Annotated in this window: 18 protein-coding genes, 1 other RNA gene and 1 riboswitch; of the genes, 8 read left to right on the top strand and 11 right to left on the bottom strand. The window is 64.8% G+C overall.

What is annotated here, in order from left to right:
- Window positions 1–26 precede the first annotated feature (26 nt).
- Window positions 27–215, bottom strand: a non-coding RNA gene (gene ssrS, locus KF886_11795) — 6S RNA.
- A gap of 228 nt (window positions 216–443) precedes the next feature.
- Between ssrS and KF886_11790 the strand changes: the two genes are divergently transcribed.
- Window positions 444–1,172 carry a hypothetical protein gene (locus tag KF886_11790; GenBank protein MBX3178038.1) on the top strand — a complete coding sequence of 243 codons (729 nt, stop codon included), beginning with the start codon at window positions 444–446 and terminating at the stop codon, window positions 1,170–1,172.
- Window positions 1,173–1,178: 6 nt separating this feature from the next.
- Here the strand turns inward: KF886_11790 and KF886_11785 are convergent, their stop codons facing one another.
- On the bottom strand, window positions 1,179–1,415 hold the full coding sequence (locus KF886_11785) for a Nif11-like leader peptide family natural product precursor (GenBank protein ID MBX3178037.1): 237 nt from the start codon (window positions 1,413–1,415) through the stop codon (window positions 1,179–1,181).
- A gap of 28 nt (window positions 1,416–1,443) precedes the next feature.
- Window positions 1,444–2,937 (bottom strand): HDOD domain-containing protein, encoded by a 1,494-nt coding sequence (locus KF886_11780; protein MBX3178036.1) that lies wholly within the window; start codon window positions 2,935–2,937, stop codon window positions 1,444–1,446.
- 128 nt (window positions 2,938–3,065) lie between these two features.
- On the opposite strand from KF886_11780, the gene KF886_11775 reads away from it, so the two are divergent.
- Genes KF886_11775 through KF886_11765 form a run of 3 tightly spaced genes read left to right on the top strand, consistent with a single transcriptional unit; the run spans window position 3,066 to window position 9,612 of the window.
- The gene (locus KF886_11775) at window positions 3,066–7,328 is read left to right on the top strand and encodes a hypothetical protein (protein ID MBX3178035.1); all 4,263 of its coding nucleotides are present in this window, start codon (window positions 3,066–3,068) and stop codon (window positions 7,326–7,328) included.
- Window positions 7,329–7,378: 50 nt separating this feature from the next.
- Window positions 7,379–8,326: a carbon-nitrogen hydrolase family protein gene (locus KF886_11770; protein ID MBX3178034.1), complete on the top strand. Its 948-nt coding sequence runs from the start codon at window positions 7,379–7,381 to the stop codon at window positions 8,324–8,326.
- A gap of 26 nt (window positions 8,327–8,352) precedes the next feature.
- Window positions 8,353–9,612, top strand: a complete 1,260-nt coding sequence (locus tag KF886_11765) for an SGNH/GDSL hydrolase family protein (GenBank protein ID MBX3178033.1) — start codon at window positions 8,353–8,355, stop codon at window positions 9,610–9,612.
- Between the two features lie 78 nt (window positions 9,613–9,690).
- Here the strand turns inward: KF886_11765 and KF886_11760 are convergent, their stop codons facing one another.
- The 8 genes from KF886_11760 to KF886_11725 form a co-directional block, all read right to left on the bottom strand.
- On the bottom strand, window positions 9,691–10,527 hold the full coding sequence (locus tag KF886_11760) for a PHP domain-containing protein (protein ID MBX3178032.1): 837 nt from the start codon (window positions 10,525–10,527) through the stop codon (window positions 9,691–9,693).
- Between the two features lie 57 nt (window positions 10,528–10,584).
- Window positions 10,585–11,010 carry a transcription antitermination factor NusB gene (gene nusB / locus KF886_11755; protein ID MBX3178031.1) on the bottom strand — a complete coding sequence of 142 codons (426 nt, stop codon included), beginning with the start codon at window positions 11,008–11,010 and terminating at the stop codon, window positions 10,585–10,587.
- Window positions 11,003–11,476 (bottom strand): 6,7-dimethyl-8-ribityllumazine synthase, encoded by a 474-nt coding sequence (gene ribE / locus KF886_11750; protein MBX3178030.1) that lies wholly within the window; start codon window positions 11,474–11,476, stop codon window positions 11,003–11,005. Before ribE ends, nusB begins: the two co-directional genes overlap by 8 nt.
- A 24-nt stretch (window positions 11,477–11,500) precedes the next feature.
- Window positions 11,501–11,749 (bottom strand): DUF2007 domain-containing protein, encoded by a 249-nt coding sequence (locus tag KF886_11745; protein ID MBX3178029.1) that lies wholly within the window; start codon window positions 11,747–11,749, stop codon window positions 11,501–11,503.
- A 59-nt stretch (window positions 11,750–11,808) separates the two neighbouring features.
- Complete coding sequence (locus KF886_11740; protein ID MBX3178028.1) at window positions 11,809–13,005, bottom strand: bifunctional 3,4-dihydroxy-2-butanone-4-phosphate synthase/GTP cyclohydrolase II; 1,197 nt, start codon at window positions 13,003–13,005, stop codon at window positions 11,809–11,811.
- Window positions 13,006–13,641, bottom strand: a complete 636-nt coding sequence (locus KF886_11735) for a riboflavin synthase (GenBank protein MBX3178027.1) — start codon at window positions 13,639–13,641, stop codon at window positions 13,006–13,008.
- A 60-nt stretch (window positions 13,642–13,701) separates the two neighbouring features.
- Window positions 13,702–14,784, bottom strand: a complete 1,083-nt coding sequence (ribD, locus tag KF886_11730) for a bifunctional diaminohydroxyphosphoribosylaminopyrimidine deaminase/5-amino-6-(5-phosphoribosylamino)uracil reductase RibD (GenBank protein MBX3178026.1) — start codon at window positions 14,782–14,784, stop codon at window positions 13,702–13,704.
- Window positions 14,785–14,922: 138 nt separating this feature from the next.
- Window positions 14,923–15,041: riboswitch (FMN riboswitch) on the bottom strand.
- 46 nt (window positions 15,042–15,087) lie between these two features.
- On the bottom strand, window positions 15,088–16,935 hold the full coding sequence (locus KF886_11725; protein MBX3178025.1) for a redoxin domain-containing protein: 1,848 nt from the start codon (window positions 16,933–16,935) through the stop codon (window positions 15,088–15,090).
- Between the two features lie 204 nt (window positions 16,936–17,139).
- Between KF886_11725 and KF886_11720 the strand changes: the two genes are divergently transcribed.
- From KF886_11720 to KF886_11705, 4 genes are all read left to right on the top strand, one after another.
- Window positions 17,140–18,615 carry a sulfatase gene (locus KF886_11720; protein ID MBX3178024.1) on the top strand — a complete coding sequence of 492 codons (1,476 nt, stop codon included), beginning with the start codon at window positions 17,140–17,142 and terminating at the stop codon, window positions 18,613–18,615.
- 102 nt (window positions 18,616–18,717) lie between these two features.
- The gene (locus tag KF886_11715) at window positions 18,718–19,041 is read left to right on the top strand and encodes a hypothetical protein (protein ID MBX3178023.1); all 324 of its coding nucleotides are present in this window, start codon (window positions 18,718–18,720) and stop codon (window positions 19,039–19,041) included.
- A gap of 158 nt (window positions 19,042–19,199) precedes the next feature.
- The gene (locus tag KF886_11710) at window positions 19,200–20,435 is read left to right on the top strand and encodes an ATP-binding protein (GenBank protein MBX3178022.1); all 1,236 of its coding nucleotides are present in this window, start codon (window positions 19,200–19,202) and stop codon (window positions 20,433–20,435) included.
- A 204-nt stretch (window positions 20,436–20,639) separates the two neighbouring features.
- Window positions 20,640–21,350: a TVP38/TMEM64 family protein gene (locus KF886_11705; protein MBX3178021.1), complete on the top strand. Its 711-nt coding sequence runs from the start codon at window positions 20,640–20,642 to the stop codon at window positions 21,348–21,350.
- The last annotated feature ends 594 nt before the right edge of the window (window positions 21,351–21,944 follow it).

Here is a 21,944-nt window from a genome sequence, read left to right as displayed (position 1 = left end):
CGGCCCGCTATTCCATAAATCTTCAAAAAATCCCCGCGCATGCCGTCCGGCCAAGAGCGCATCAAACCTTTCCCTCAATAGGGGGGCATTCTCACGATAGCCCTTCGCCTTCCACTGAACTACGGAGGCCTGGCGTTGGCTACACAAATATCGAACACCCAGTTCAATGCGAAAGGTGCGGCGCTTACATGCCATAACGCACACGGCAGGGAAAAACCGGTTCGCAATAAACTCCCCACGGTCGCTTGGCGCGGACCGTGTGGATATGCTATTTTCTTGCTCGCTGTTCGACGTATTATAGCACGCCAGCGCCGCCCGGCAAACCTCGCCACGAAGAAACTCGCCACAGCGGAAATGATCCGCCCCCCCGGGAGTGTTACTTCTCCACAGCCGCGGCAATCTGGCTGCGGCGGGCGACCCGCCCAACGCAGGAGAGTAAAACCTTGACGCACACACCGGAAGATAAAGCCACGGGCGAGCCGCTCGAGTTCTTTTCGCTCGGCCGCCGGATCCGCCAGGGGCTCGCCGCATGCGCCCGGGCCGGCGCCGCCCGCTCCGAAGGCGATATCTTCTACCTCTGGCTGCAAATGGGCGCCGGGACGGAATCGGAGGCGCTCGGCGACGACGAGTGGCTGAACATTATCGATGAAGCGGCATCCCTGGGCGTGAACTGGCTTGTCGTTACCCTCGGACCGCCAGCGTCCCGCGCCGCCGTACCCGCCATTTGCCGCTGGGCCCGAAATACACACGACATGACCGTATGTGTTCACGCGGCGGAGGGCGAGTTGCGCCCGGAAGAGCGGGAAATGCTGCTGGAATTGCGTGGAGAGGCCTGCATCCTGCTGGTGGAGCCCGAAGCGGCCGGGGAATACGCCGATCTTGAGGCCCGGGGCGTCAGCGTCGCAAAGTCCGCGCCCCCCATCCCCGAGGAAGGCGCCGCGTGTGATTTTCCCGCCCGAATGGTCTACGTCGACCCCTCCGGACGCCTCTATACCTGCGGGCTTGTCGCGGGCGAAGAGGAGTTCTACCTCGGCTCCGTGATGGATGGAAGCCTCGACGCCATCATGCACAATCCACGCTTGCCCCACTGCGTTACCCCCTCCGAGCCGGTCCCGGGCCGGAACTGCAGCGGCTGCCCACCCCTCGTCGCGCGGCACCTCTGCCAGAAGTAACGGCCCCTATTTGAGCCCTGTCTCCCGGAGCACCTCATCCAGGGCCGCGTCGGACAGTTCCCCCTCCGCCATCGCGATCACCGCATCCCGATACGCTTCCTCCGTGAACTCGTAGCCGTAGCGGGAGCCCATCTCGATAAGCCGCTGAAATACGCCCGGCCCTCGCAGTTTTTCCAACTCCGCCTGAACCGCCGGCGTTCTACCGGCAAACTCGATGAAGGCGCGCGCCTGTTCTTCCGACATGGTGTCCCTGACTGCTCACCGCGCGGCCTTACCGCGCGGACCCGACTATCTTGCGAACGGCGTCAGCCGATATCCCAAGCGCCTCAATGGAAGCGCTGTACGCCGCGAGCACCTTCTCCCGGTCTTCATCGGCCTTGTTCGCCAACCCGACCGCCAGCGCGAGCAGGTGACACTGCGGCGCCATCTCCTTGGCCTCCTTTGGCGCGAGGTAATACTCCAGCGGCCGCGTGATCGATGCCGGTAAATGCCACTGGACCCCGAGCATCCCCGCAACCTCGCAGTGATCCATCGTAAACACCTTCAACTCAGCCTGCGCAAGCGGCTCGCCGTGCAAATTCGACTTGACGCGCTTGTATTGCAGGGGAGACACCAGCGCCATCGCCATGCGGCCCAACTCCGACACCAGGCCGAGCGAATACGCCACATGCGGGCCCAGCACGCCGCTTTCGCGCGCCAGATCGCGCGCATACTGCGCGGCCCGCAGGCTGGTCTCGACCCACGGCGCAATGATCGCTATAGCCTTCGGGTCCGCCGGCTCCAGGAACTCCGTCAGGAACTGCTGTATGCCCGGCTTTCCAATCACAGCGACGGCCATTGGTATGCTATCGACCTGGCCGCGAAGACCGTAAAGCTCGCTGTTCGCAATCCGCAGCAGCGTCGCCCCCAATGCCGGCTCATTCAGGACAACCGCCGTAACAAGATCCAGCGTGACCTCCGGGGGCGCGATCTCCTCCGCAATCTGCTTGAGGCGCTCACCCGAAACCATCATCCCGTTCCACTTCTTCAGCTTCTCATCCACCTTGTCCCGCGGAGCCGAAGCCCCGGGCAGGTGGTCGAAGCTCGACGGGCTCAATTCAAAATGCTTCCGCTCCGGGTAATACTTCTGGACGGCCGCGTGGATATCCTCCAGCTTGCAGAGCATCGCCTTGACCTTCAGGCCCGTCGTTCGCTCAATAAGCTGGATCGTGGCCACGTCCAGCGGGCACGCCATGGCCACCGTCAACAGTTTCCCAAGCTGGTCAATCGGCAGCACCAGATTCTCAACCGCGAGCTTCTTCGGGATGAGATTCACCAGCTCGGGGCTGATATTGAAGCGCGAAAGATCAATGTTCGCGATGCCCGGCTGCCGCGAAAGAAACGCGTGCAGCGCGTCCTTGTCGAGATAGCCCAGCGCAAGCAGTATCTCGAAGGTCTTGCCCCCCTGCGACTTCTGGCGGCTCAGCGCCTCGGCAAGCTGCTCCTCGGTGATCAGCCCCGCCCCCACCAGCAAGTCCCCGATGGGCTTCTGCGCGGCGGGTGGCTCCGCGGGCTCCCGCTCGGGCGCCGGCGGCTTCTCCGGCGCGGGCGGTTTCTCCGCGGGCGGCGGCGCCTGGCTTGGAAGGGGCGCGCTGTTTTCTTCGGAGACCTTGATGTGGGCGCCACAGCGGACGCACTTGAAGGTGCGGCCCATGCCATCCGCGGGAATCTTCATCTTCTGCCCGCAAGCGCAGGACAGCACCAGAACCTCAGACGTATCGGCCACGTAATCTCTCCACCGCTCGCCGGGCGGCAGGTCGCCGCCGGGCGAACTAAACTCTTGACACTGGAACGCGTTTATTATGTTACACTAAGCCGCATAAGAAGAAAAATTGTGATTGATGGAGCCGCGCCATGCAGTTTTCGACCTTGGAAGACAAGTTTCAAGCGTCCAACGAACACTTCCGGGAACGCAGGCACAGCGAAGCGCTGAACCTTCTTGAAGCGCTCAACGCAACCTTGCCCGGCAACCCCGTGCTCGCCTACATGCATGCCCGAAACCTCGCCGCCCTGAACCGGGTCGACGAGGCGCTCGAGCAATGTGACGCCGCCCAGCGCCAGATCGCCCTCACCCGAGAGCAGTACGAGGCCCTCGCCGGATTCCTCGACGCCCCCCAGCTTCAGCGCCTCGAACAAGCCGCCGCCGATCAGGATAAGCACATCCACACGCTCCGGCAGACGCTCGACAACCGGCTGGCCGACGCGCTCGACAAGGCCGAACTCCAGCAGACCGTGGCCCAGTTGCAAGAGGAGCTCACCCGCCTCAAATCCCACGCCGGCTCCATCTCCGAATCGGAATCGACCCTTCAGGCGGAACTGGACGCCCTGCGCGCCGCGGAACAGGAGAAGGCCGCCAACCTCAAGCGCTCGCAGGATGAGCTGGAAAACCTCAAGCTCCTCCTCGAAGAACGCGAGGCATCCATCCGCCAGGTCGTCGAGGATTCCGAGGCCAAGGAAGCGCGGATGGCCGAGTTGGAAGCACAGCTCACCGAGCTGAACGCCGAGGCCACCTCCGCCGCAGAATCGGAACGCCAGCTGCACGATGAATTACAGCGGCTGCGCTCCGAGCAATCCACCAAGGAACAGGCCCTCACGGAAGCGCGCGGCGCCCTCACCTCCCTCCAGGACAAGCTCTCGGAACGGGAGAAGGCGGTGGCGGAGGCCGAGCGCGTCAGCGCCGAGCAGGAAGCCGCCATCCAGCAGCTTCAGGGCGAAATGCAAAAGATCCAGCAGAACGCCGCCAGCGCGGCGGACTCGGAAAAAGCCCTGCACGCCGAGCTCGAACAGCTGCGCGCCAACGAACGAAGCAAATCCGAGGCACTGGAGCAAGCGCGCGCCGAACTCGGGCAGCTTCAGGCCAGCCTCAAGGACCGCGAGGCCGCCATCGCCGACGCCGAAGCCCGCAGCCGCGAAAGCGAGGCCGCCATGGCCGCGCTCCAGAGCGAACTGAGCGCCATCCAGAGCCAGGCCGCCGCCGCGTCCTCCTCCGAGGAGGCGTTGCAGGCGGAATTGGAGCAGTTGCGCGCCAACGAGAAAAGCGCGGCGCAGGCGCTGGAAAATGCACGGGGCGAATTGACCCAGTTGCGCGGCGCCCTCGACGAGCGGGAGAACGAAGTCCGGGAGGCCGAGGCCCGCAGCCGCGAGAGCGAAGCCGCCCTGGCGAAGCTCAACCAGGAACTCGCGCTCATCCAGGAACAGGCCGCCCAGGCCTCCACGTCGGAGCAGGCGCTGCTCGCGGAACTCGAACAACTCCGCAACAACGAACGCAGCAAGACCAAAGCCCTCGAAAACGCGCGCAATGAATTGACGAAGTTGCGCGGCGCCCTCGACGAGCGCGAACGGGAAGTTGCCGAGGCGGAAGCGCGAAGCAAGGAGAAGGAAGAGGCCATCGCCGCCCTCCACGGCGAACTCTCCGCCATTCAGCGGCAGGCCGAGGCCGCGTCCTCCTCCGAAAAAGCCCTGGCGGCGGAACTGGAGTCCCTCCGGGCCAAGGAAGCGGAAAAGGCCGAGTACCTCGAAAAGACCCGCGGCGATCTCGAGCAATTGAAGTCCGCGCTGGCGCAGCGAGAAAAAGAAGCGCAGGACGTGGCCAGCATGAGCCAGGAGGCGCGCGAGCAACTCGAAGCCGAGTTGGCCGCCCTGAGTCAGCAGGTGCACGAACGCGCCGAATCCGAGAAAACCCTCGCCCGCGAAGTCGAACAGCTGCGCCAGGATGGCTCCTCCAAGTCCGAAACGCTCGAAAGCGCGCGGGGCGAACTCGAAACCCTCAAGAGCCAGCTCAATGATCGCGAATCCGCCGTCGAGGCCGCGCGGAAGGCCAGCGAGGAGCAGGCCGCCCAGGTCGCCGCGATGCAACAGGAGCTTGCGAAGCTCCAGGACGAGGCCCGGTCGGCCTCCCAGTCCGAAACCCAGCTGGCCTCCGAACTCGAAACCCTGCGCGCAAGCGAAGCCGAGAAAAGCAAGACCCTCGACGACGCCCGGGCGGAACTGGAAGCCCTGCGCGGCCAGTTGGGCGAGCGCGAGGCCGCCATGGAGCAGGCCGCGCAAACCAGCAGCGAACAGGAAGCCCGCCTCGCGGAAATGCAGAAGGAACTCGCTTCGCTGCACGAAAAGGCGAGCCAGGCATCCTCCTCCGAGGCGAACCTCACCGCGGAACTCGACTCGCTCCGCTCCAGCGAATCACAAAAGACAAAGGATCTCGACGACGCGCGCCAGGAACTCGTGGCGCTGCGCGAGGCCCTGGAGGCGCGCGAACGCGCCGCGGATGACGCCCGTGCGAGCAATGCGGAGCAGGAAGCGCTGGTCGCCGCCATGCAGAAGGAACTCGAAGGCCTGCGCAGCCAGGCGACCGAGGCCCACTCCTCCGAAAAGACCCTCTCGAGCGAAGTCGAACAACTGCGTGAAAACGAGTCCCGCAAATCCCAGGCCCTCGAGGATGCCCGCAAGGAAGTCGAAGAGCTCCGCCAGGCCCTCGCCGCCCGCGAACAGGAAGTCCAGAAAGCCGCCGACACCGACGAGGCCAGCCAGGAGCAGATGCGGCGGCTTCAAGAAGAGCTCGCCGCAATCCAGGCCAAGGCCCGGGAAGCCGCATCCTCCGAATCCGAACTCGCCGGCGAACTCGAATCCCTTCGCAAGAACGAGGAAGAAAAGAACGCCGCGCTGGAGCAGTCCCGCAAGGAGCTCGAAGCCCTCCAGCAGGCCCTCGCCGATCAGCAGGCCGCCGCACAGCGCGCCAACGAGGAAAAGGCCCGAAATCAGGCCGCCGTCGACGAGCTCAAGCGCGAGCTCGCGCTCCTGGAGAAGCAGCGCACCGACGCCGACACCTCGCAGGAAGCCCTCCACAAGGAATTGGAACTCCTCAAAGACGAGGAACGAAGGCAGCTGGAAAGCCTCGAAAAGGCCCGCGCCGAAGTCGAAACCCTGCGGAAGACCCTCGACGAGCAGGACGACACCCTCGCGCGCACGGAATTCCTGCTCAAACGCGCCAAGGAGCGCTATTCCACGGGAAGCCGCATCCCGTACCTCGTCATGGGCGGCATCGTCGCCGCGGGGATTGCCTTCATTTTCGTCTACAATAATTACTTGAGGCCCACGCCGCTCCCCGTCGAGACCGTCCAGGAAATCGTACTGCATTTCCCCGCCGACCGTTCCCTCGGCGATCTCTACGCCGTGGCGCGCAGCGCCTTTGACACCGGCGCCTGGGAGCCCGTCGAACAAGGCGCGCTGGGCGCCGTGAACGCCATGTCTGATCAGGTGTTCCGCCTGCAAATGAACGACGAGGCCGCCGCCGACCTCTCGGTCCTGCGTACGCTGGACGCCCCGTACATCTGGTCCCTCTCGCTGCCCCGCCTGATCCTGAACGACGATAACCTGGGCCATCTGGCCGCATTGCCGGAATTGCGCAGACTCGAGGTCGACGCGCCCATCAGCCGCGATGGCCGGGATTTGCTTGCCACCGTCCTGCCCCGCGCCGTGATACAAGACCGCCCGGCGGAACTCGTGCCTTTCGGGCAGGTTGTCGCAAGGCCGCCCGCGCGCACGCTCGCCTTCCCCGCGGCGTCCGTCGGACGCATATTCACCCGGCCGTGGAACCCCGAAAACCCCGGAAGCTGGACCGAACGCGGCCAGGCGCAGGGATCCGTCTCCCTGGCCGAAGGCGTTGAGGCCCGCCTGGAAGTTGGGTACGACACCAGCGACCTCTCATTCCTGGACGCTATAGACCCGGGCGCCCTTCAGGGCGTTGGCCTCTCCGGCCCCAACACGAAAGACAGCGGGCTCGCGCATGTCGGCCGCCACACCGGATTGCTCCACCTCTCCCTGAAGGAAATCGACGTCACCGACGCGGGCCTCGGCGCCCTGAGCCGCTTCAAGCATCTGCGGACGCTTGAATTGATCAACCTCTACCGGATGACCGACGCCGGTCTGAACAATTTCTCGCAACAGCCCTACCTCGCCGACGTGACCGTTATGGGCGCCTCCATTTCCAACCAGAGCATCGACTTCTTCCAGGGCCTGCCCTCGCTCAAACGCCTCCACATCACGCCGAGCTCGGGCGTGACCGAAGAGGGGATCTTGGCCTTGAAGTCGAGCCTCAGAAACTGCGAGGTGTCGCCGTAATCCACGCCGAAACCCATAAGAATTCGCCCATGACCCGACGCAACTCATTCATGAAACGAACCCTCGTAGCCTGTGCCCTGATCGCCCTGATCGGACCCGGTCCGGCGGCGGCCGCCGCGGAAATCCGGGTGGCGCTCCTGCAAATGGCTCCGAAAGGGGCCGACGTCGCCGCCAACCTCGAAAAAGCGGAGGAATTTTGCCGGAAAGCCGCCGCAAAACGCGCCGATATCGCCCTGATGCCCGAGCTGTGGAGCGTCGGTTTCACCCCACCGGAAAACCGCGAGGGCGCGCTCGATGCCTACCGGAAACTGACCCTCACGCTTGATTCGGAACCCATCCAGCGCTTCGCCGCGCTCGCAAAGGAACTGGGGATGGCGATCGCCATCACCTACCTGGAAACCCACGACCCCGCCCCACGCAACGTCATTACCCTCTTCGACCGCCACGGAAGAGAAGTCTTTACCTACGCGAAAATCCACACATCCGACTTCACGCCGCTGGAGGCGGCCACGACGCCGGGCGACGAATTCGTTGTCGGCGATCTGGACACGCCCGCCGGCACGGTGTCGGTCGGCGCCATGATTTGCTTCGATCGCGAGCATCCCGAGAGCGCCCGGATTCTGATGCTGAAAGGCGCCGAACTCGTGCTGACGCCCAATGCCAGTAAGCTCGATGAATTGCGCCTCGACCAGTTCAAGGTTCGGGCCTGGGAAAACGCCATCGGCGTGGCCATGGCCAATTACCCCCGGCCCCACAAGAACGGGCGTTCCGTCGCCTACGACGGCGCGGGAAACCGGCTCGTCATGGCCGGAGCGCGCGAGGGCGTGTACATCGCAACCTTCGATCTCGACGCCCTGCGGGAGCGGCGCCGCAACACAATCTGGGGGAACGCCTACCGGAGACCGCACCGCTACGGCGCGCTGGACGATCCCGCGCGGGATCCCGTCTGGGATCGGCAGCGGGACGATGGAACCCGCTACGACCCGGCGCAACGGTAGGCCCCCGCACAACACGGGAGTATGTAGTGAAGAGGGAATTCCGCCTCAAGCTGAAATCTGGATTGGTCAACGCCGGGTTTGTTGTGGCGAGCCTCCTGGCAGCCTTTCTCGCCGCGGAAGTCGGGCTGCGCCTCTACCACTATGGCGGCCTCGTTTGGGAACATGCCCACCTGCCCCCCGTGGTGCATGAACCCGACCCGGAGACCGGCTGGCGGCTCGCCCCCAATCAGGTCGCCGCGCGGAGCACCCTGGATTACCAGCTCGTCATCAAGACGAACGCCGAGGGCCTGCGCGGGCCCGATCACACCCCGGAACCCGAACCCGATGTGACCACCATCGCCGTGCTCGGCGACTCGTTTATGGAAGCATCCCAGGTGCCCGAGGAAGCGGGATTCTGCCACGCGCTGGAATCCGCCGCAAGCCCCGGCGCCCGCCGCGTCATTAACCTGGGCGTAGGCGGCTTCAGCACGGTGCAGGCCTGGCGCCAGTTCGAGGCGCGCGGCAGGCATTTCCACCCGCGCGTCGTCCTGCTGGCCTTCTACGCCGAGAACGACGTCTACGGCAACGTCGCGGGCCTCTCCCGAATGATGTGGGGCGAGGATGACGGGCGCTACTTCAGCGCGCCATTCGCCGCGATCGGCGGAGACGGCGAACTGGTCTTGCAGCCGCCCCAGTACGAACGGGCCGCCGAGGAGTTCGAGGCCGCGTGGCGGCGGTACAGCCCCTGGCTGATGCGCCTCGACGCCCTGACGAAAAGCGTGGTCGAGAATTATTACAAGCGCGCCCGCTCGCGATTCCGGCAGAAAATCCATGAGCCCGGCGAGGAAATAGCCATCCATCTCGGCGTGTACGCGGAAAACCACCCCGATCCGGAGGACGAAACGGCGGAACCCTTCGACGAACTATGGGAAGACGCCTTCCGCGTAACGGGCGCCGTCTTACGGCAGCTCAAACAAGACGTCGAGAGCGCGGGCGCCACCCTCGCCGTCTTCACCGTACCCTCAAAATTACAGGCGATACCGGCCCACCGTTCCGCCGTCCGGGAGCGCTATCCCGATATGGCGCTCGACTTTGAACGGCCCCACAAGCGGCTGGCCGCAATCTGCGAGGAGGCCGGAATCCCGTTCCTCGACTTGCTGCCGGACTTTCTCGCCCAGTCGGAATCCGGGACCGTGCTGTATCACCAATTCGAGGACTCGCACTGGAACGAAGCGGGCCACGCGCTCGCCGCGGAGCGGGTGGCCGCCTGGCTTAAAGATCAGGGATTGATCCGCCTGCCTGGCTGAGCGCTCCCGCATGGCGGGAGGTTTGCCATCCCTGGCTGACCCGGCAATACCCGCGGTTCCCGCGAACGCGCGCCGCATCTACTCCGCCAACAAGCCGGATCGTAACCGCGCCATGATCGCGGCAAACACCCGTTCCGGCGTCTGGACCGAGCCCAGCAGCGCCTTCCCCTTGATCGTGCCGTGGCAATCGCTGCCGCCGGTGACCAGCAGGCCGCGCTCGCGCGCAAGCGCGAGGAAACCTTCCGTGCGCCCCGGGGAATGGCTCACGTGGTACGCTTCAATCCCATCAAAGGGAAAGGCCAGCAAGGCGGGGAGCGCCTTGCGCACCCAATTCCCCAGCCCGGGATGCGCCAGAAACGCAAGCCCGCCCGCACCATGAATGAGGTCAATGGACGCCGCGAGCGGAATCGTTTCCTTGGGCACAAATGCGGGTCGGCCCGGATTCAGGTAGCGGTCAAAGGCCTCCTGCACCTGCTTCACGTAACCGCGCTCCGCCATGGCCTGGGCAATATGCATGCGCCCCAGCGCGGATCCCGAATCCACCGGCCCGATCTCAAACGCCGGCAAGCCAACCCCCAATTCCGCCAGCCGCGCCAGGATAAGGCGCCCCCGGCTGTCGCGCGCGGCGCGCAGCGCTTCCAGCGCGGACACCAGACCCGTATCCTCGTGATCCAGCCCGAGGCCGATCACGTGAATCTCCCGCCCCTCAAATCCCGCGCTGATTTCGACTCCGCTGATATACCCGAGCCCCAGTGCCTCGGCGGCCGCGCGCGCGGCGGGCACACCCGCCATCGTGTCATGGTCCGTAAGCGCAATGGCAACAGCCCCGGCCGCCTTCGCCCGCGCCGCCACCGTCTCGGGCGGATCCGACCCGTCGGAGCAAGTGCTGTGCAGGTGAAGATCAACGAAGGGCATGGGTACAGCGTAGCCGCGCGGCGCGCGGCGATGCAAGCGCCGGGCCGTGGCGCGCAACTACCGCAAGTCCGGGCGCGCCCCCCCCTTCAACCGATCAAGCACCCCGTTGATAAACTTGGTGGCCTCGTCGGCGCCGAAGATCTTCACCACCTCGATCGCCTCGTTAATCGCCACCGCCTCCGGCACGTCGGGGCAGTGCCGCATCTCGTAGAGCGCGATCCGGAGCGCGCTCCGCTCGATGTAGCCGATGCGATCCGGAGTCCAGCGATCCAGCGCGCCCGATATTTCGTCGTCCAGTTCCTGACGGCAGCCGCAGACCCCGTGGATCAGCTTCTCGGCGTACTGCCGCGCACCGGGCTTGACCGGGTTGATCGCCCAGAAGCCTTCCAGTTGTTCCCGGTAGTCGCCCCCCGTGAAATCCAGGCTGAACAGAAACTGAAGCGCGCGCTCGCGGCCGCGGCGCCGTGCCTGGCGATTAAGCACGTTCCAGTTGCTCCATCAGGCTCATCATCTCCAACGCGGCCATGGCGGCGTCCGCACCCTTGTTGCCCGCCTTTGTACCGGCGCGCTCGATCGCCTGCTCGATGCTGTCCGTGGTCAGCACGCCGAAAAGAATCGGAATATCGCACTGGAGCGAAAGCTGGCCAATGCCCTTCGCGGCCTCGCCGGCCACGTAGTCGAAATGGGGCGTGCCGCCCCGGATCACGCAGCCAAGCGCGATCACGGCGTCAAACTTGCCCGTGGCCGCCACCTTCTTCACCACAAGCGGAATCTCGAAGGCCCCCGGAGCCCACACCGCCGTTATGCTGTCGCTGTCGACGCCATGGCGCACCAGCGTGTCCACGGCCCCGTCCAGCAAGTGTTGCGTGATGAACGCGTTAAACCGGCCCACCACCAGCGCCACCTTCTTTCCGGTCACATGGAAGTGACCCTCAATAATCCTGGGCATACTGTGCTCCTTCTCCGTCCGCCGTTATTCGGCGGTCTCCCCTTCCGTACGCTTCAGTTGCTCTCGGATAAGCCGGAGCGCCTCTTCCGCGTCGTCCTCGTGGACATACACCTCGCAATCCCCGCTGACGGGAAGCACGTTGTGGGGCAGATCGGTTTGAAGCTGGGCCGTGATCCCGTTCTGCGCCAGAAACGAGATTACAATATTCGCCTCCTCGTCGTTGCCGCACGCGTGAATCGACACCAGCCCGTGATGCTCTTCCTGTTCACTCATTGTCTTCCTTCCTTTCCAGGGTGCTCGAAAGCCCCCGTGCGCCGCCCGGTTGCGGCCAGCTACAGCAGGTGCCCCATTTTCTCACGTTTCGTGTTCAAATATCGCTCATTGATTTTGTTCGCCGGTATCTGGAGCGGAACCCGCCCCACAACCTCCAGGCCGTACCCCTCCAGGCCCGCCCGCTTGACCGGGTTGTTCGTCAACAGCCGCATGCGCGTAATGCCCAGGTCGGTCAGGATCTGCGCGCCCAAGCCATACTCCCGGGGATCCGGATCAAAACCCAGGTGGATATTGGCCTCCACCGTGTCCATCCCCTGATCCTGCAGCTGGTAGGCCTTGATCTTGTTCACCAGCCCGATGCCCCGCCCTTCCTGGCGCATGTAAACAATCGCGCCGCAGCCTTCCTCGGCGATGATGCTCATGGCGCGGTGCAATTGCTCGCCACAATCGCAGCGGAGCGAGTGGAGCACGTCTCCGGTGAGACATTCCGAGTGCACGCGGACCAGCGGCGCCTCGCCCTCGCTGGCCGACACATCGCCCATCACCAGCGCCAAATGTTCGCGGTCGTCCACGTCCGTCTCATAAACCACCAGCTTGAAAGTCCCGAACTCGGTCGGAAGCATCGTCTCCGCCGCGCGGGTAACCAGCGTCTCGTGGGCCCGCCGGTACTTGATGATGTCCTGAATCGTGCAGATCTTCAGGCCATGCTCGCGCGCGAACACCTCCAGCTCCGGCATGCGCGCCATCGTGCCATCCTCGCTCATAATCTCGCAGATGACCGCTGCGGGGCGCATCCCGGCCAAGCGCATCAGATCAATCGATCCCTCGGTCTGGCCCGCGCGCACCAGCACGCCCCCCTCCCGCGCGCGCAAGGGAAACACGTGACCCGGGCGCACCAGATCCTCCGCGCCGCTCTGCGGATCGCAGGCGACCTGGATACTGTGGGCACGATCCGCCGCGCTGATGCCCGTCGTCACCCCCCGGGCCGCCTCGAAGGACACATGAAACGCCGTATTCAGCGGCGCCGTATTCCGGCGGGTCATCGGCGGCAAATCAAGCCGCTCCAGCGCCTCGCCCGTCATCGGCATGCAGATCAGCCCGCGCCCGAAACGCGCCATGAAATTGACGTGCTCGGGGGTCACCTTCTCCGCCGCGCAAACAAGATCCCCCTCGTTTTCCCGGTCCTCGTCGTCCACCAGGATGATCTGGCGGCCCGCCCGCAATTCCGCGAGTATTTCAGGTATCGATGTGGGCACTCAGGCCTCCTTGGCGAATCCGTGCTCGCGCAGGAAGTCGAGCGAAATCCGCTCCTTCTTCCCATGGTGCATGAAATGGTAGATGTGTTTGCCGATCATGTCCGCTTCCAGGTTAACCGGGTCGCCCGGCTTCCGCGACGCCAGCACCGTCTTCCGCAGGGTCGCCGGAATGATTGCCACGCTGAACCGGTCCGCTACGGGATCAACGACCGTAAGGCTGATTCCGTCAATCGCAACCGATCCCTTCGGGATCAGGTACCGCGCGACATCCCGGGGCGCCCGGAACCGCCAGAGCTGAAATTCGCCCTGATCCTCCACCCCAACCACCTCCCCGACACCGTCCACATGCCCCTGGACAAAGTGGCCCCCGAAGCGACGGCTCGGGAGCATCGCGCGTTCCAGGTTCACGCCCTCGCCCGGCTTGAGGCGGCCGAGCGTCGTCTTTTCAAAGGTCTCGGGCGACACCTGCACGCGAAACTCCGTCTTGTCGAAGGCCACCGCGGTCAGGCAGGCGCCGTTCACCGCAATGCTGTCGCCCTCGGCAAGATCCTCCACAATCGTGGACGCGCGAATCGCCAGTTCGGCGCCGCGCAGCGAGGCCACGTGGCCGATCTCTTCGATAATCCCGGTAAACATGGGTGCCTCTTGTTCCGCGGCCCGGGAACGATACTTCCCGCGCCGCCGTCACCTACGCCCTTACGGGCGGACATACGCCTCGATCAAAATATCCTCGCCGATGGCCGCCGCCGTCATGCGCCCAAGCTGGATCGCTTCATCGACCGTGCTGAATCCGGGACCCTCCACCGGCGTAATCGCGTCGCGGCCCCCCAGTATCTTCGGGGCCACGAAAAACATCACCTTGTCCACCACCCCGGCACTGAACGCGGAAGCCAGCGTGGTGCCCCCGCCTTCGATCAACAGCGACGCGATCTCACGCTGGCCCAGCTCCGTCATCAGCGCCGCCATGTCGACCCCGCCGTCACCGCGGGGCACACGAATTACCGCGTCGGCCGCCGGGTAATCCCGATCCTCCGACACCGCCACCCAGGTCTTCGCCTCGCTCGTCAACTGGAATATGCGCCGTTTACTGTCGAGGTACGCGCCCGCGTCCAGGATAATACGGGTCGGGTCCTTTCGAACGCCGTTGCTCAGCCGGCACGTCAAACTCGGATCGTCCACCATCACCGTGCGGCTGCCGACCAGTATCCCGTCTACCTGTGACCGGATCTCATGCACACGTTCCCGGGAGGCCTCGCACGTAATCCACTTGGAGTGCCCGGTGTGAGAGGCGATCTTGCCGTCCAGCGTCATGCCGCATTTCGCGATAACAAAGGGCCGCCCCGTCGTGATGTATTTGACGAACACCTCGTTCAGCGCCCGCGCCTCCGCCTCGCAGCAACCCACGTCCACCTGGACGCCCGCCTCGCGCAATTTCGCCATACTCTTCCCGCGGGTCAGCGGATTCGGGTCCTCCATCGCAATGACAACGCGGACAATGTCCTCCTGGAGCAGAAAATCAACGCACGGCGGGGTCTTGCCCTCGTGAGCGCAAGGCTCCAGCGTCACATAGACCGTCAGGCGCTTACGGCGCTCGCGCGGAATGTCGCGAAACGCGTTGACCTCCGCATGGGGGCCGCCGGCATACTCGTGGTAGCCTTCGCCAACAATCTCATTGTCGGAAACGACAACACAACCCACCATCGGGTTCGGTGAAGTGCGGCCCCGGCCCCGCGCGGCAAGCAAGAGGGCCCGATCCATATACGTTCGGTCAGAAGGCATTAAAATTCCCGCAGGCCTGGACCGGCGGGGAAGGGAAGAGCGGAACAGTACGCCGGGTGTACAGGCGCACGCCGACCGCGCGGACAAATGACGCGTTGCCAGCCATGGACCAGCCCGCACGACGCGAGACCGGCCTGTTCCGACCTTCTCCCATCCGGACTGTAACCGTCGGCCCCGGAATTTCACCGGTGTCTGCGCCAAAGCGCTCGCGGGCTCTCACCGCCGGTATGGAATTGCACCAATCCCCGAAGGTCTGGACTTCTATGTATCTGTGCGTATTGTACCAAGCCCCCGCAGGAAGGGTCAATTATCGGGCGTCTCGGCCTGCGGGGCCCCCGCCTCCGCGGGTACTTCCTCGGGCGCGTCCGGCGCCGCCATTTCGGCCTCCTCTCCTTCGCCGGTCAACGCCCCGTCGGGCGAGACTTCCAACACCGCGCCGGGCTCGAACGAGTACGCGGCCAGGATCTCCCCCGAAAGCGTGATCAGGCGTCCGGCGGCGATCGCAAAGCTCATGAGGTCCTCCTGGCCCGGCAAGGTCGCCAGGCGCTCGCCCGCGACAGTCGCAACCACGAGTTCGTCATCCAGGCCGACAAAGGCCCATTCCCCCACCCCGTCGCCATCGATATCCCCATGCGCGAAGGTCACGCTTCGCCAGGCCCCGTGATCGTCGGGAACCGGCGTACCCCAGAGAACCGTCCCATCCACGTCGCACAGCATCGCGCGCCCCGAACCGGAGGTCATGAACTGGATCGCCCCGCCGGGCCCGAGCCCCCCGAGGACTTCCGAACAGTACTCCCCTTCGGGTTGCAGGGAGTCAAGTTGTTTGCCCTCGCCATCAAACACCCGGACCGATCCGCCGGCCTCCGTCGCCAGTATTCGCACGGCGCCATCGGGCGATCGCACATAGGATTGGTTCCAGACGTTCCCCAGCGATTTCTTCCAGCGCCTCTCGCCGTCCGCGGAGACCAGATGCAATCCGCCGCCCCCGTTCATGCCCACGATCATCTCGTCATCGCTATCGCCATCCACATCGCCCCAATGCGCGCCATTGATCCCGATCCAGCTCTCGTAGGTCCACATCGTTTCACCCGACCCATCCACCACATAGACCGCGTCACCCCAGTCCTCGTGGCCCAGCAGGCGGGGGCCGCTGGAATGCCGCCCCATCGACAGAACGGATACCGTTTCGGGCAGCGGCACTGTGCCCAGCGCCTGGCCGTCCAGATCAAAGATGTGAACCGCGGGCGTGTAATCCGCCACCAGGATTTCCGGCGCGCCGTCCCCATTCCAGTCCCCAACGCACATCGCGGTCGCATCGGCCACCTCCCGCGCCCAATCCTGGCGCGGCTCCAGGGGGCGTTCCGCGGCCACCAGGTCATCCGGCGCCACCGGCGGCGCGTCGAGCGCCTCCCCATCGAAATCCGGCGCCGTGGCGGCCTCCCGCAGGTCCTCCAGGTCGTGATACCCGGTCAGCACCTGCTGGATTACCCCGTTCCGGTCAATAAAAAAAGTCGTCGGGATGCTCACCACGTCGCCATACGGAGAGGGCAGGTCATCCGAAGAGGCCAGCACGTAATTGATCCCCTTTGTCTCCGCGAAAGCACGCAAGGTCTCCTCGTCCTCGTCGCTGATGCCGACGATCACCAGATCATCCGTCAGTTCACTCGCAAGCTGGATAAAATGCGGGATCTCCTGAACGCAGGGCGGACACCACGTCGCCCAGATATCCACGATTACCCGCTTCCCCCGCAATGCGCTCAGCGTGACCTCCGCGCCATCGAGATCCGTGACCGTGAAATCAGGGGCGCGCACCCCCTCCCAGCGGGAGAAGTCCTCCTCGTAGCCATCCAGGTCGAACATCGGCAGAATCTGAAAAAACGCATACGTGTACAGGCCGATAAAGGAGAGTCCCGCCACCGTACCCAGCGCCGAGAGTCCCAGCCCCCACCCGGCCATGGCGCGCGCGGCGGGGCGCCCCTTCGCCAGGTGCACCGCCCCGAACACAACGCCCAGCATGCCCAGGAGCGCTCCAACCGCCAGCACGCTCAGACAAATCGCCAGGATGCCCAGCACCAGGCTCGTAATGGCGAACCCCATGTTCCCCGATGGATTGAGCGGAGGTGGCCCCGCGCTATAGCCCTCGTCAGCCATGTCATTATCCTTCCGATGTTGCGCCCGGGCCTCATAGCCCGTTCGTCACCGCGACGCCGCGCCGCGTTTCCGTAGTATGACACAGCAAACCGGTCCCGCCAAGCGCAAACTCGCCACCGGCAGCACGTGCAATGCGGTTGACTTCGCCGCTCGGCCTGTTGTCTCATGGGGCGCGCAGCATGCCACCCACGGAAAGGGCATCCCATGATATTTCGCCGATTTGCCCGGCTCCCCCTCGGCGCAGCACTCGCCACGGCCCTGTGCTGGTCCGCCAGCGTGCGGGCCGATGCCCCCACGGACAAGCTCAACTATCTCTTCATCCTGGCCGATGACCTCGGCTGGACCGATCTCGGCGTCTACGGCTCCTCCTTCTACGAAACGCCCGCCCTGGACACCCTCGCGAAGTCGTCCGCCCGCTTCACCCAGGCCTACACCGCCTGCCCCGTGTGCAGCCCCACCCGCGCAAGCATCCTGACCGGCAAATACCCGGCGCGCATGGCCACCACGGACTGGTTCGGCGCGCCCCAGCCGGAAACCGTGGACAGCCACAAGCTCACCCGCACCAAACCGCTGCTGCCTGCGCCCTACGTGGAGCATCTCCCCCTGGAAGAATTCACCCTGGCCGAAGCCCTTAAGGAAGCCGGCTACGCCACTTTCTTCGCCGGAAAGTGGCATCTGGGCGGCGAAGGCTATCTCCCGGAGGACCAGGGTTTCGACATCAACAAAGGGGGCCACCACCGGGGCGGTCCGCCCGGCGGCTATTTCTCGCCCTACAAGAACCCGAAGCTCGAAGACGGCCCCGAAGGCGAGCACCTCCCCGATCGCCTGGCGACAGAGACCATTGATTTCATCAAGGCCCACCGCGACCAGCGATTCCTCGCCTACCTCTCGCTCTACTCAGTCCACACGCCCCTGCAATCCCGGCCGGACCTGAAGGCGAAGTACGAGGCGAAAGCGGCCGCCCTCCCGGATCCCGGACCCATCTGGGGCGTCGAGGGCGATCGCGAGGTGCGCCTCGTCCAGAACCACGCTGTGTACGCCGGCATGGTCGAGGCCATGGACCAGGCCGTCGGCCGTGTGCTCGAAAGTCTGAAACGCCTCGATCTCGAACGCAACACCGTCGTGGTTTTCCTGTCGGACAATGGCGGGCTGTCGACGTCCGAGGGACATCCCACCTCCAACCTCCCCCTGCGCGCCGGCAAGGGCTGGCTCTACGAAGGCGGGATCCGCACCCCCCTCCTCGTCCGCTGGCCCGGAACCACGGACGGCGGCCCGGTCATCAACACGCCCGTCACGACCACCGACTTCTACCCCACCCTGCTCGCCATGTCGGGCCTTCCGCCGCGCCCGGAGCAGCATCTGGACGGTGCCGACCTGACGCCACTCCTCAAAGGCCAGGGCGCGCCGGAGCGCGACACGCTCTACTGGCACTACCCACACTACGGCAACCAGGGCGGCACGCCCGGAGCAGCCATACGCCAGGGCGACTGGAAACTCATCGAATTCTTCGAAGATCGTCCCCCCGAGTTGTATAATCTCGCCACGGACCCCGGCGAACAACGCGATCTCGCCGGCGATCACCCCGAAAAGGCGGTGGAATTGCGCGCCAAACTGGACGCCTGGCAGGCCGAAACCGGCGCACGCTTCCCGAGCCCGAATCCGAACGCGACGCCCCGGTAGCGCGGCGCAACAGCGTCTGCGGGCGGGATTGTCCGCCCTGCGGGTTCCCGCGCGCTGGCCATGCCGCCACCCTGACAAAACTGTAGTGTGAAGGTAGTACCCATGCAAAACTGCACCGTAGACGAACTGAATGGAAAACGCCAGCGCGGCGAGGATGTCCTGATCGTGGACGTCCGGACCGCGAGCGAACTCGCCATCGCCGACCTCGGCGGCGTTTGCCACATCCCCCTGGACGAAATCGCCATGCGCGCGGAGGAAATCGCCGCCTGGAAGGACAAGGAAGTCATCTGCATGTGCCACCACGGCATGCGCTCCGCCCGCGCCCAGGCCATCCTGCAACACGCCGGCTTCACGAACGTCCGCAACCTGACGGGCGGTATTCACGCCTGGTCCACCCAGATCGATCCCGGCGTACCCCAGTACTAGCCGCCCGCCTGGAGCCGGGCCCCGCCCAGCGCGTGAAATTGTCCCCGCCCGCGCCTGAATGCTATGATCCTGCGTTCTGGCCGCGGGCGTCCGGGTGGGGCGTGACCCGCGGCGGCTACACCGGCGCAATGCGCCCGCGCTGAAGAGGATCCCTTCGCTTGAAGACGATTACCGTTCAAGTTCGTGAAGACCATCTGGAGACCGTCGCCCGAACCAAACCCATGACGGCCATAGCCGAACTGATCTGGAACGCGCTCGACGCCGAAGCGACCGAGGTGAACGTCTCCTTCCAGATGAACGAGCTGGACGGCCTCGAAGCCATCCACATCATCGACAACGGGACCGGGCTCCACTACGACGACGGCATTCTCGTGTTCCAGAGCCTGGGCGGCTCCTGGAAACGCCCCAACGGGCGAACCCACGAGCTCCGGCGCGAGCTCCATGGCAAATACGGCAAAGGCCGCTTCCGCGCGTTTACCCTGGGCCAGCGCGTCACTTGGCATTCGATCTATGCCGAAGCCGGCGACCGTTACAAGTTCTCCATTTCCGGCGCGGCCGGCCGCCTGGGCGAATTTCAGGTCTCCAACCCGAAGGGAGCTCCGGAATCCCACACCGGGATGACGGTGGAAATGCTCGATCCGCCGCTGGAATGCGGCGTACTCCTCGGCGTCAAGGCCCTCCAGGAAATCACCGATATCTTCGCCCTCTACCTCCGCCAGTACCCCGGCGTGCGGATCACCTACGATAACACCGTCATCGATCCCGCAAACGCCGAACACGGCTTCGCGCGCTACACCCTCGACGAAATGGTGATGCAGAACGGCGAACGGGTCACCGCGGAACTCGAGGTCGTCGAGTGGAATCTCCCCGGCAAGCGCGGCGTCTACCTCTGCGACGAACACGGCTTCATGCGGCACAACGCCCTGCCCCGCCTCCATTTTCGCGGCTTCAGCTACAGCGCCTACATCAAGTCCAGCCACGTAACCGTGCTCGACCGGGAAGGCCTGCTCCAGGCCGGCGATCTGGCGCCCGACGTGCGGCAGCTGCTGGACGCCGCCCGCACACAACTCCGAGAGCATTTCGCGCTCCAGGAGGCCCGCCGCGCCCAGGATACGCTCGCACGCTGGCGAGAAGACCAAATCTATCCGTTTGCAGGCGAGGCCCGCGATGAGCAGGAAGCCAACGAACGCCGTATCTTCGACATCTACGCCACCCACCTCCACCAGATATTCCCCGACTTCTCCGGCGCATCCCTCCGCAGCAAGCGCCTGACACTGTCACTCCTGAAGGAACTGGTCGCCTCCGAACCGACCCGCGTGGCGCGCGTCCTCGACCAGGTGCTGGAGTTCCCGGAGGAAAAGGAAGAAGCCATCCTCGAGCTGATTGCCCGATAATCCCCCGCCCGCCACGCAACGGAAGTGTGGACGAATGGGAGCGCACCTCGTCGCGAACGCGATCAGCCGCTCCACAGTCTCAATTGCGCGTCCGAAAGTGTAAAAAAATGTTGGAGTGGACGCGCCCGATCCACTATGCTACCCGCCGTCCGAGGAACGCCTCCCGGATTATTGATTGATTTGGACCGGAAACTTTCGATTCCAATGAGTACCCAACGAATTGATCTAACGGTGGGCGGCAACGTCCTGGCAGTCCTCGCTGCGCTCGCGATCGCGGGCGGGGCCGGCTATTCCTTCGCCACAGGCGGATTGGTGGCCTCAATCCTCGATACGAGCGTCCCGGCCACAATGAAGCTCGCCGCGCTCCGCGAGTTCTTCCACGGCTGGGGCCCCTGGGCGCCCCTCGCCTACGTCCTCTTCGTCACCGCCGAAGTGCTCATCGCGCCCCTGCCCGGCCTGATACTTTACGCGCCAGGCGGCGTCATCTTCGGCGGTTTCCTCGGGGGCCTCTACTCGCTCCTCGGCAATCTCATCGGCGCCGCGATCGCCTGCCAGCTCGCCCGGATGCTCGGAGCAAGCCGCCTCGGCGACAAAATGCGCGCCGCCGCCGCCGGCATCCAGCCCGCCCTCGAAAAACGGGGGCTCTGGATCGTCTTCTTTCTCCGGATAAACCCCTTCACCTCTTCGGATCTCGTTTCCTACGCCGCCGGCCTCGCCGCCATCCCCACCTGGAAAGTGCTCGTCGGCACCGGCTTCGGCATGGCCCCCCTGTGCTGGCTTCAGTCCTACCTCGCCGAGGGCGTGCTCCGCGCATTCCCCGCCCTGGTCTATCCGCTCGTGGCCCTCTGTATCCTGTACGGCCTCGCCGTCGTATGGATTCTACGCAAACTAATCCTCCGGCCCGGCGCTGCATAGACCTCGCCCCCCGTCCGGGCAGATTGCGCCAGCCCTCCCATGGCAATGCCCGGCGCTATGCTGCGCTGGCCCATCGGGCCGAAGATATCTGCCATACGGGTCTGGCGATCCGGATTGCTGTCGCTCAATTCAGAGGTTCTCTCGCGCGAACTCGCACCACTTTCCGTCATTATTCTGGCTCATCCGGTTTGAAGCTACATCAGCAACGATGACGGCAAATAGGAGTCGATTGCGCGGTTCTCATTTCCGGGCGGCGACGCCAAGACCGGATACGGGATTCCTTGGGCCTTCTCTGTAGTGCAGACCGTGTATTCGGCAGCAGAACCGGATGCCAACGCACGCCTTCGGCCCGAAGGGCCAACGCAGTTTTCAGCCCTGGGCAACGCCCAGGGATTGAGCGGTGGGTTTCTCATACGCCCTGAAAGGGCAGCGCAGTTGAACTTCGGAAACGCTGGACTGGCTCACTGCGCTGCCCTTTCAGGGCGGGGAAGGTGGTGCCCCCGTATTCCCCGGGCGTTGCCCGGGGCTGGGAGCTGCACTGGCCCTTCGGGCCGAAAGAGCAGTCGATACGATTACTCCAACGGAGGCCCCAAC

The organism is Candidatus Hydrogenedentota bacterium, from assembly GCA_019637335.1.
Lineage (GTDB): Bacteria > Hydrogenedentota > Hydrogenedentia > Hydrogenedentales > JAEUWI01 > JAEUWI01.
Note: the sequence above shows the minus strand (reverse complement) of the source record. Positions and strands in the feature narration are given on the sequence as shown.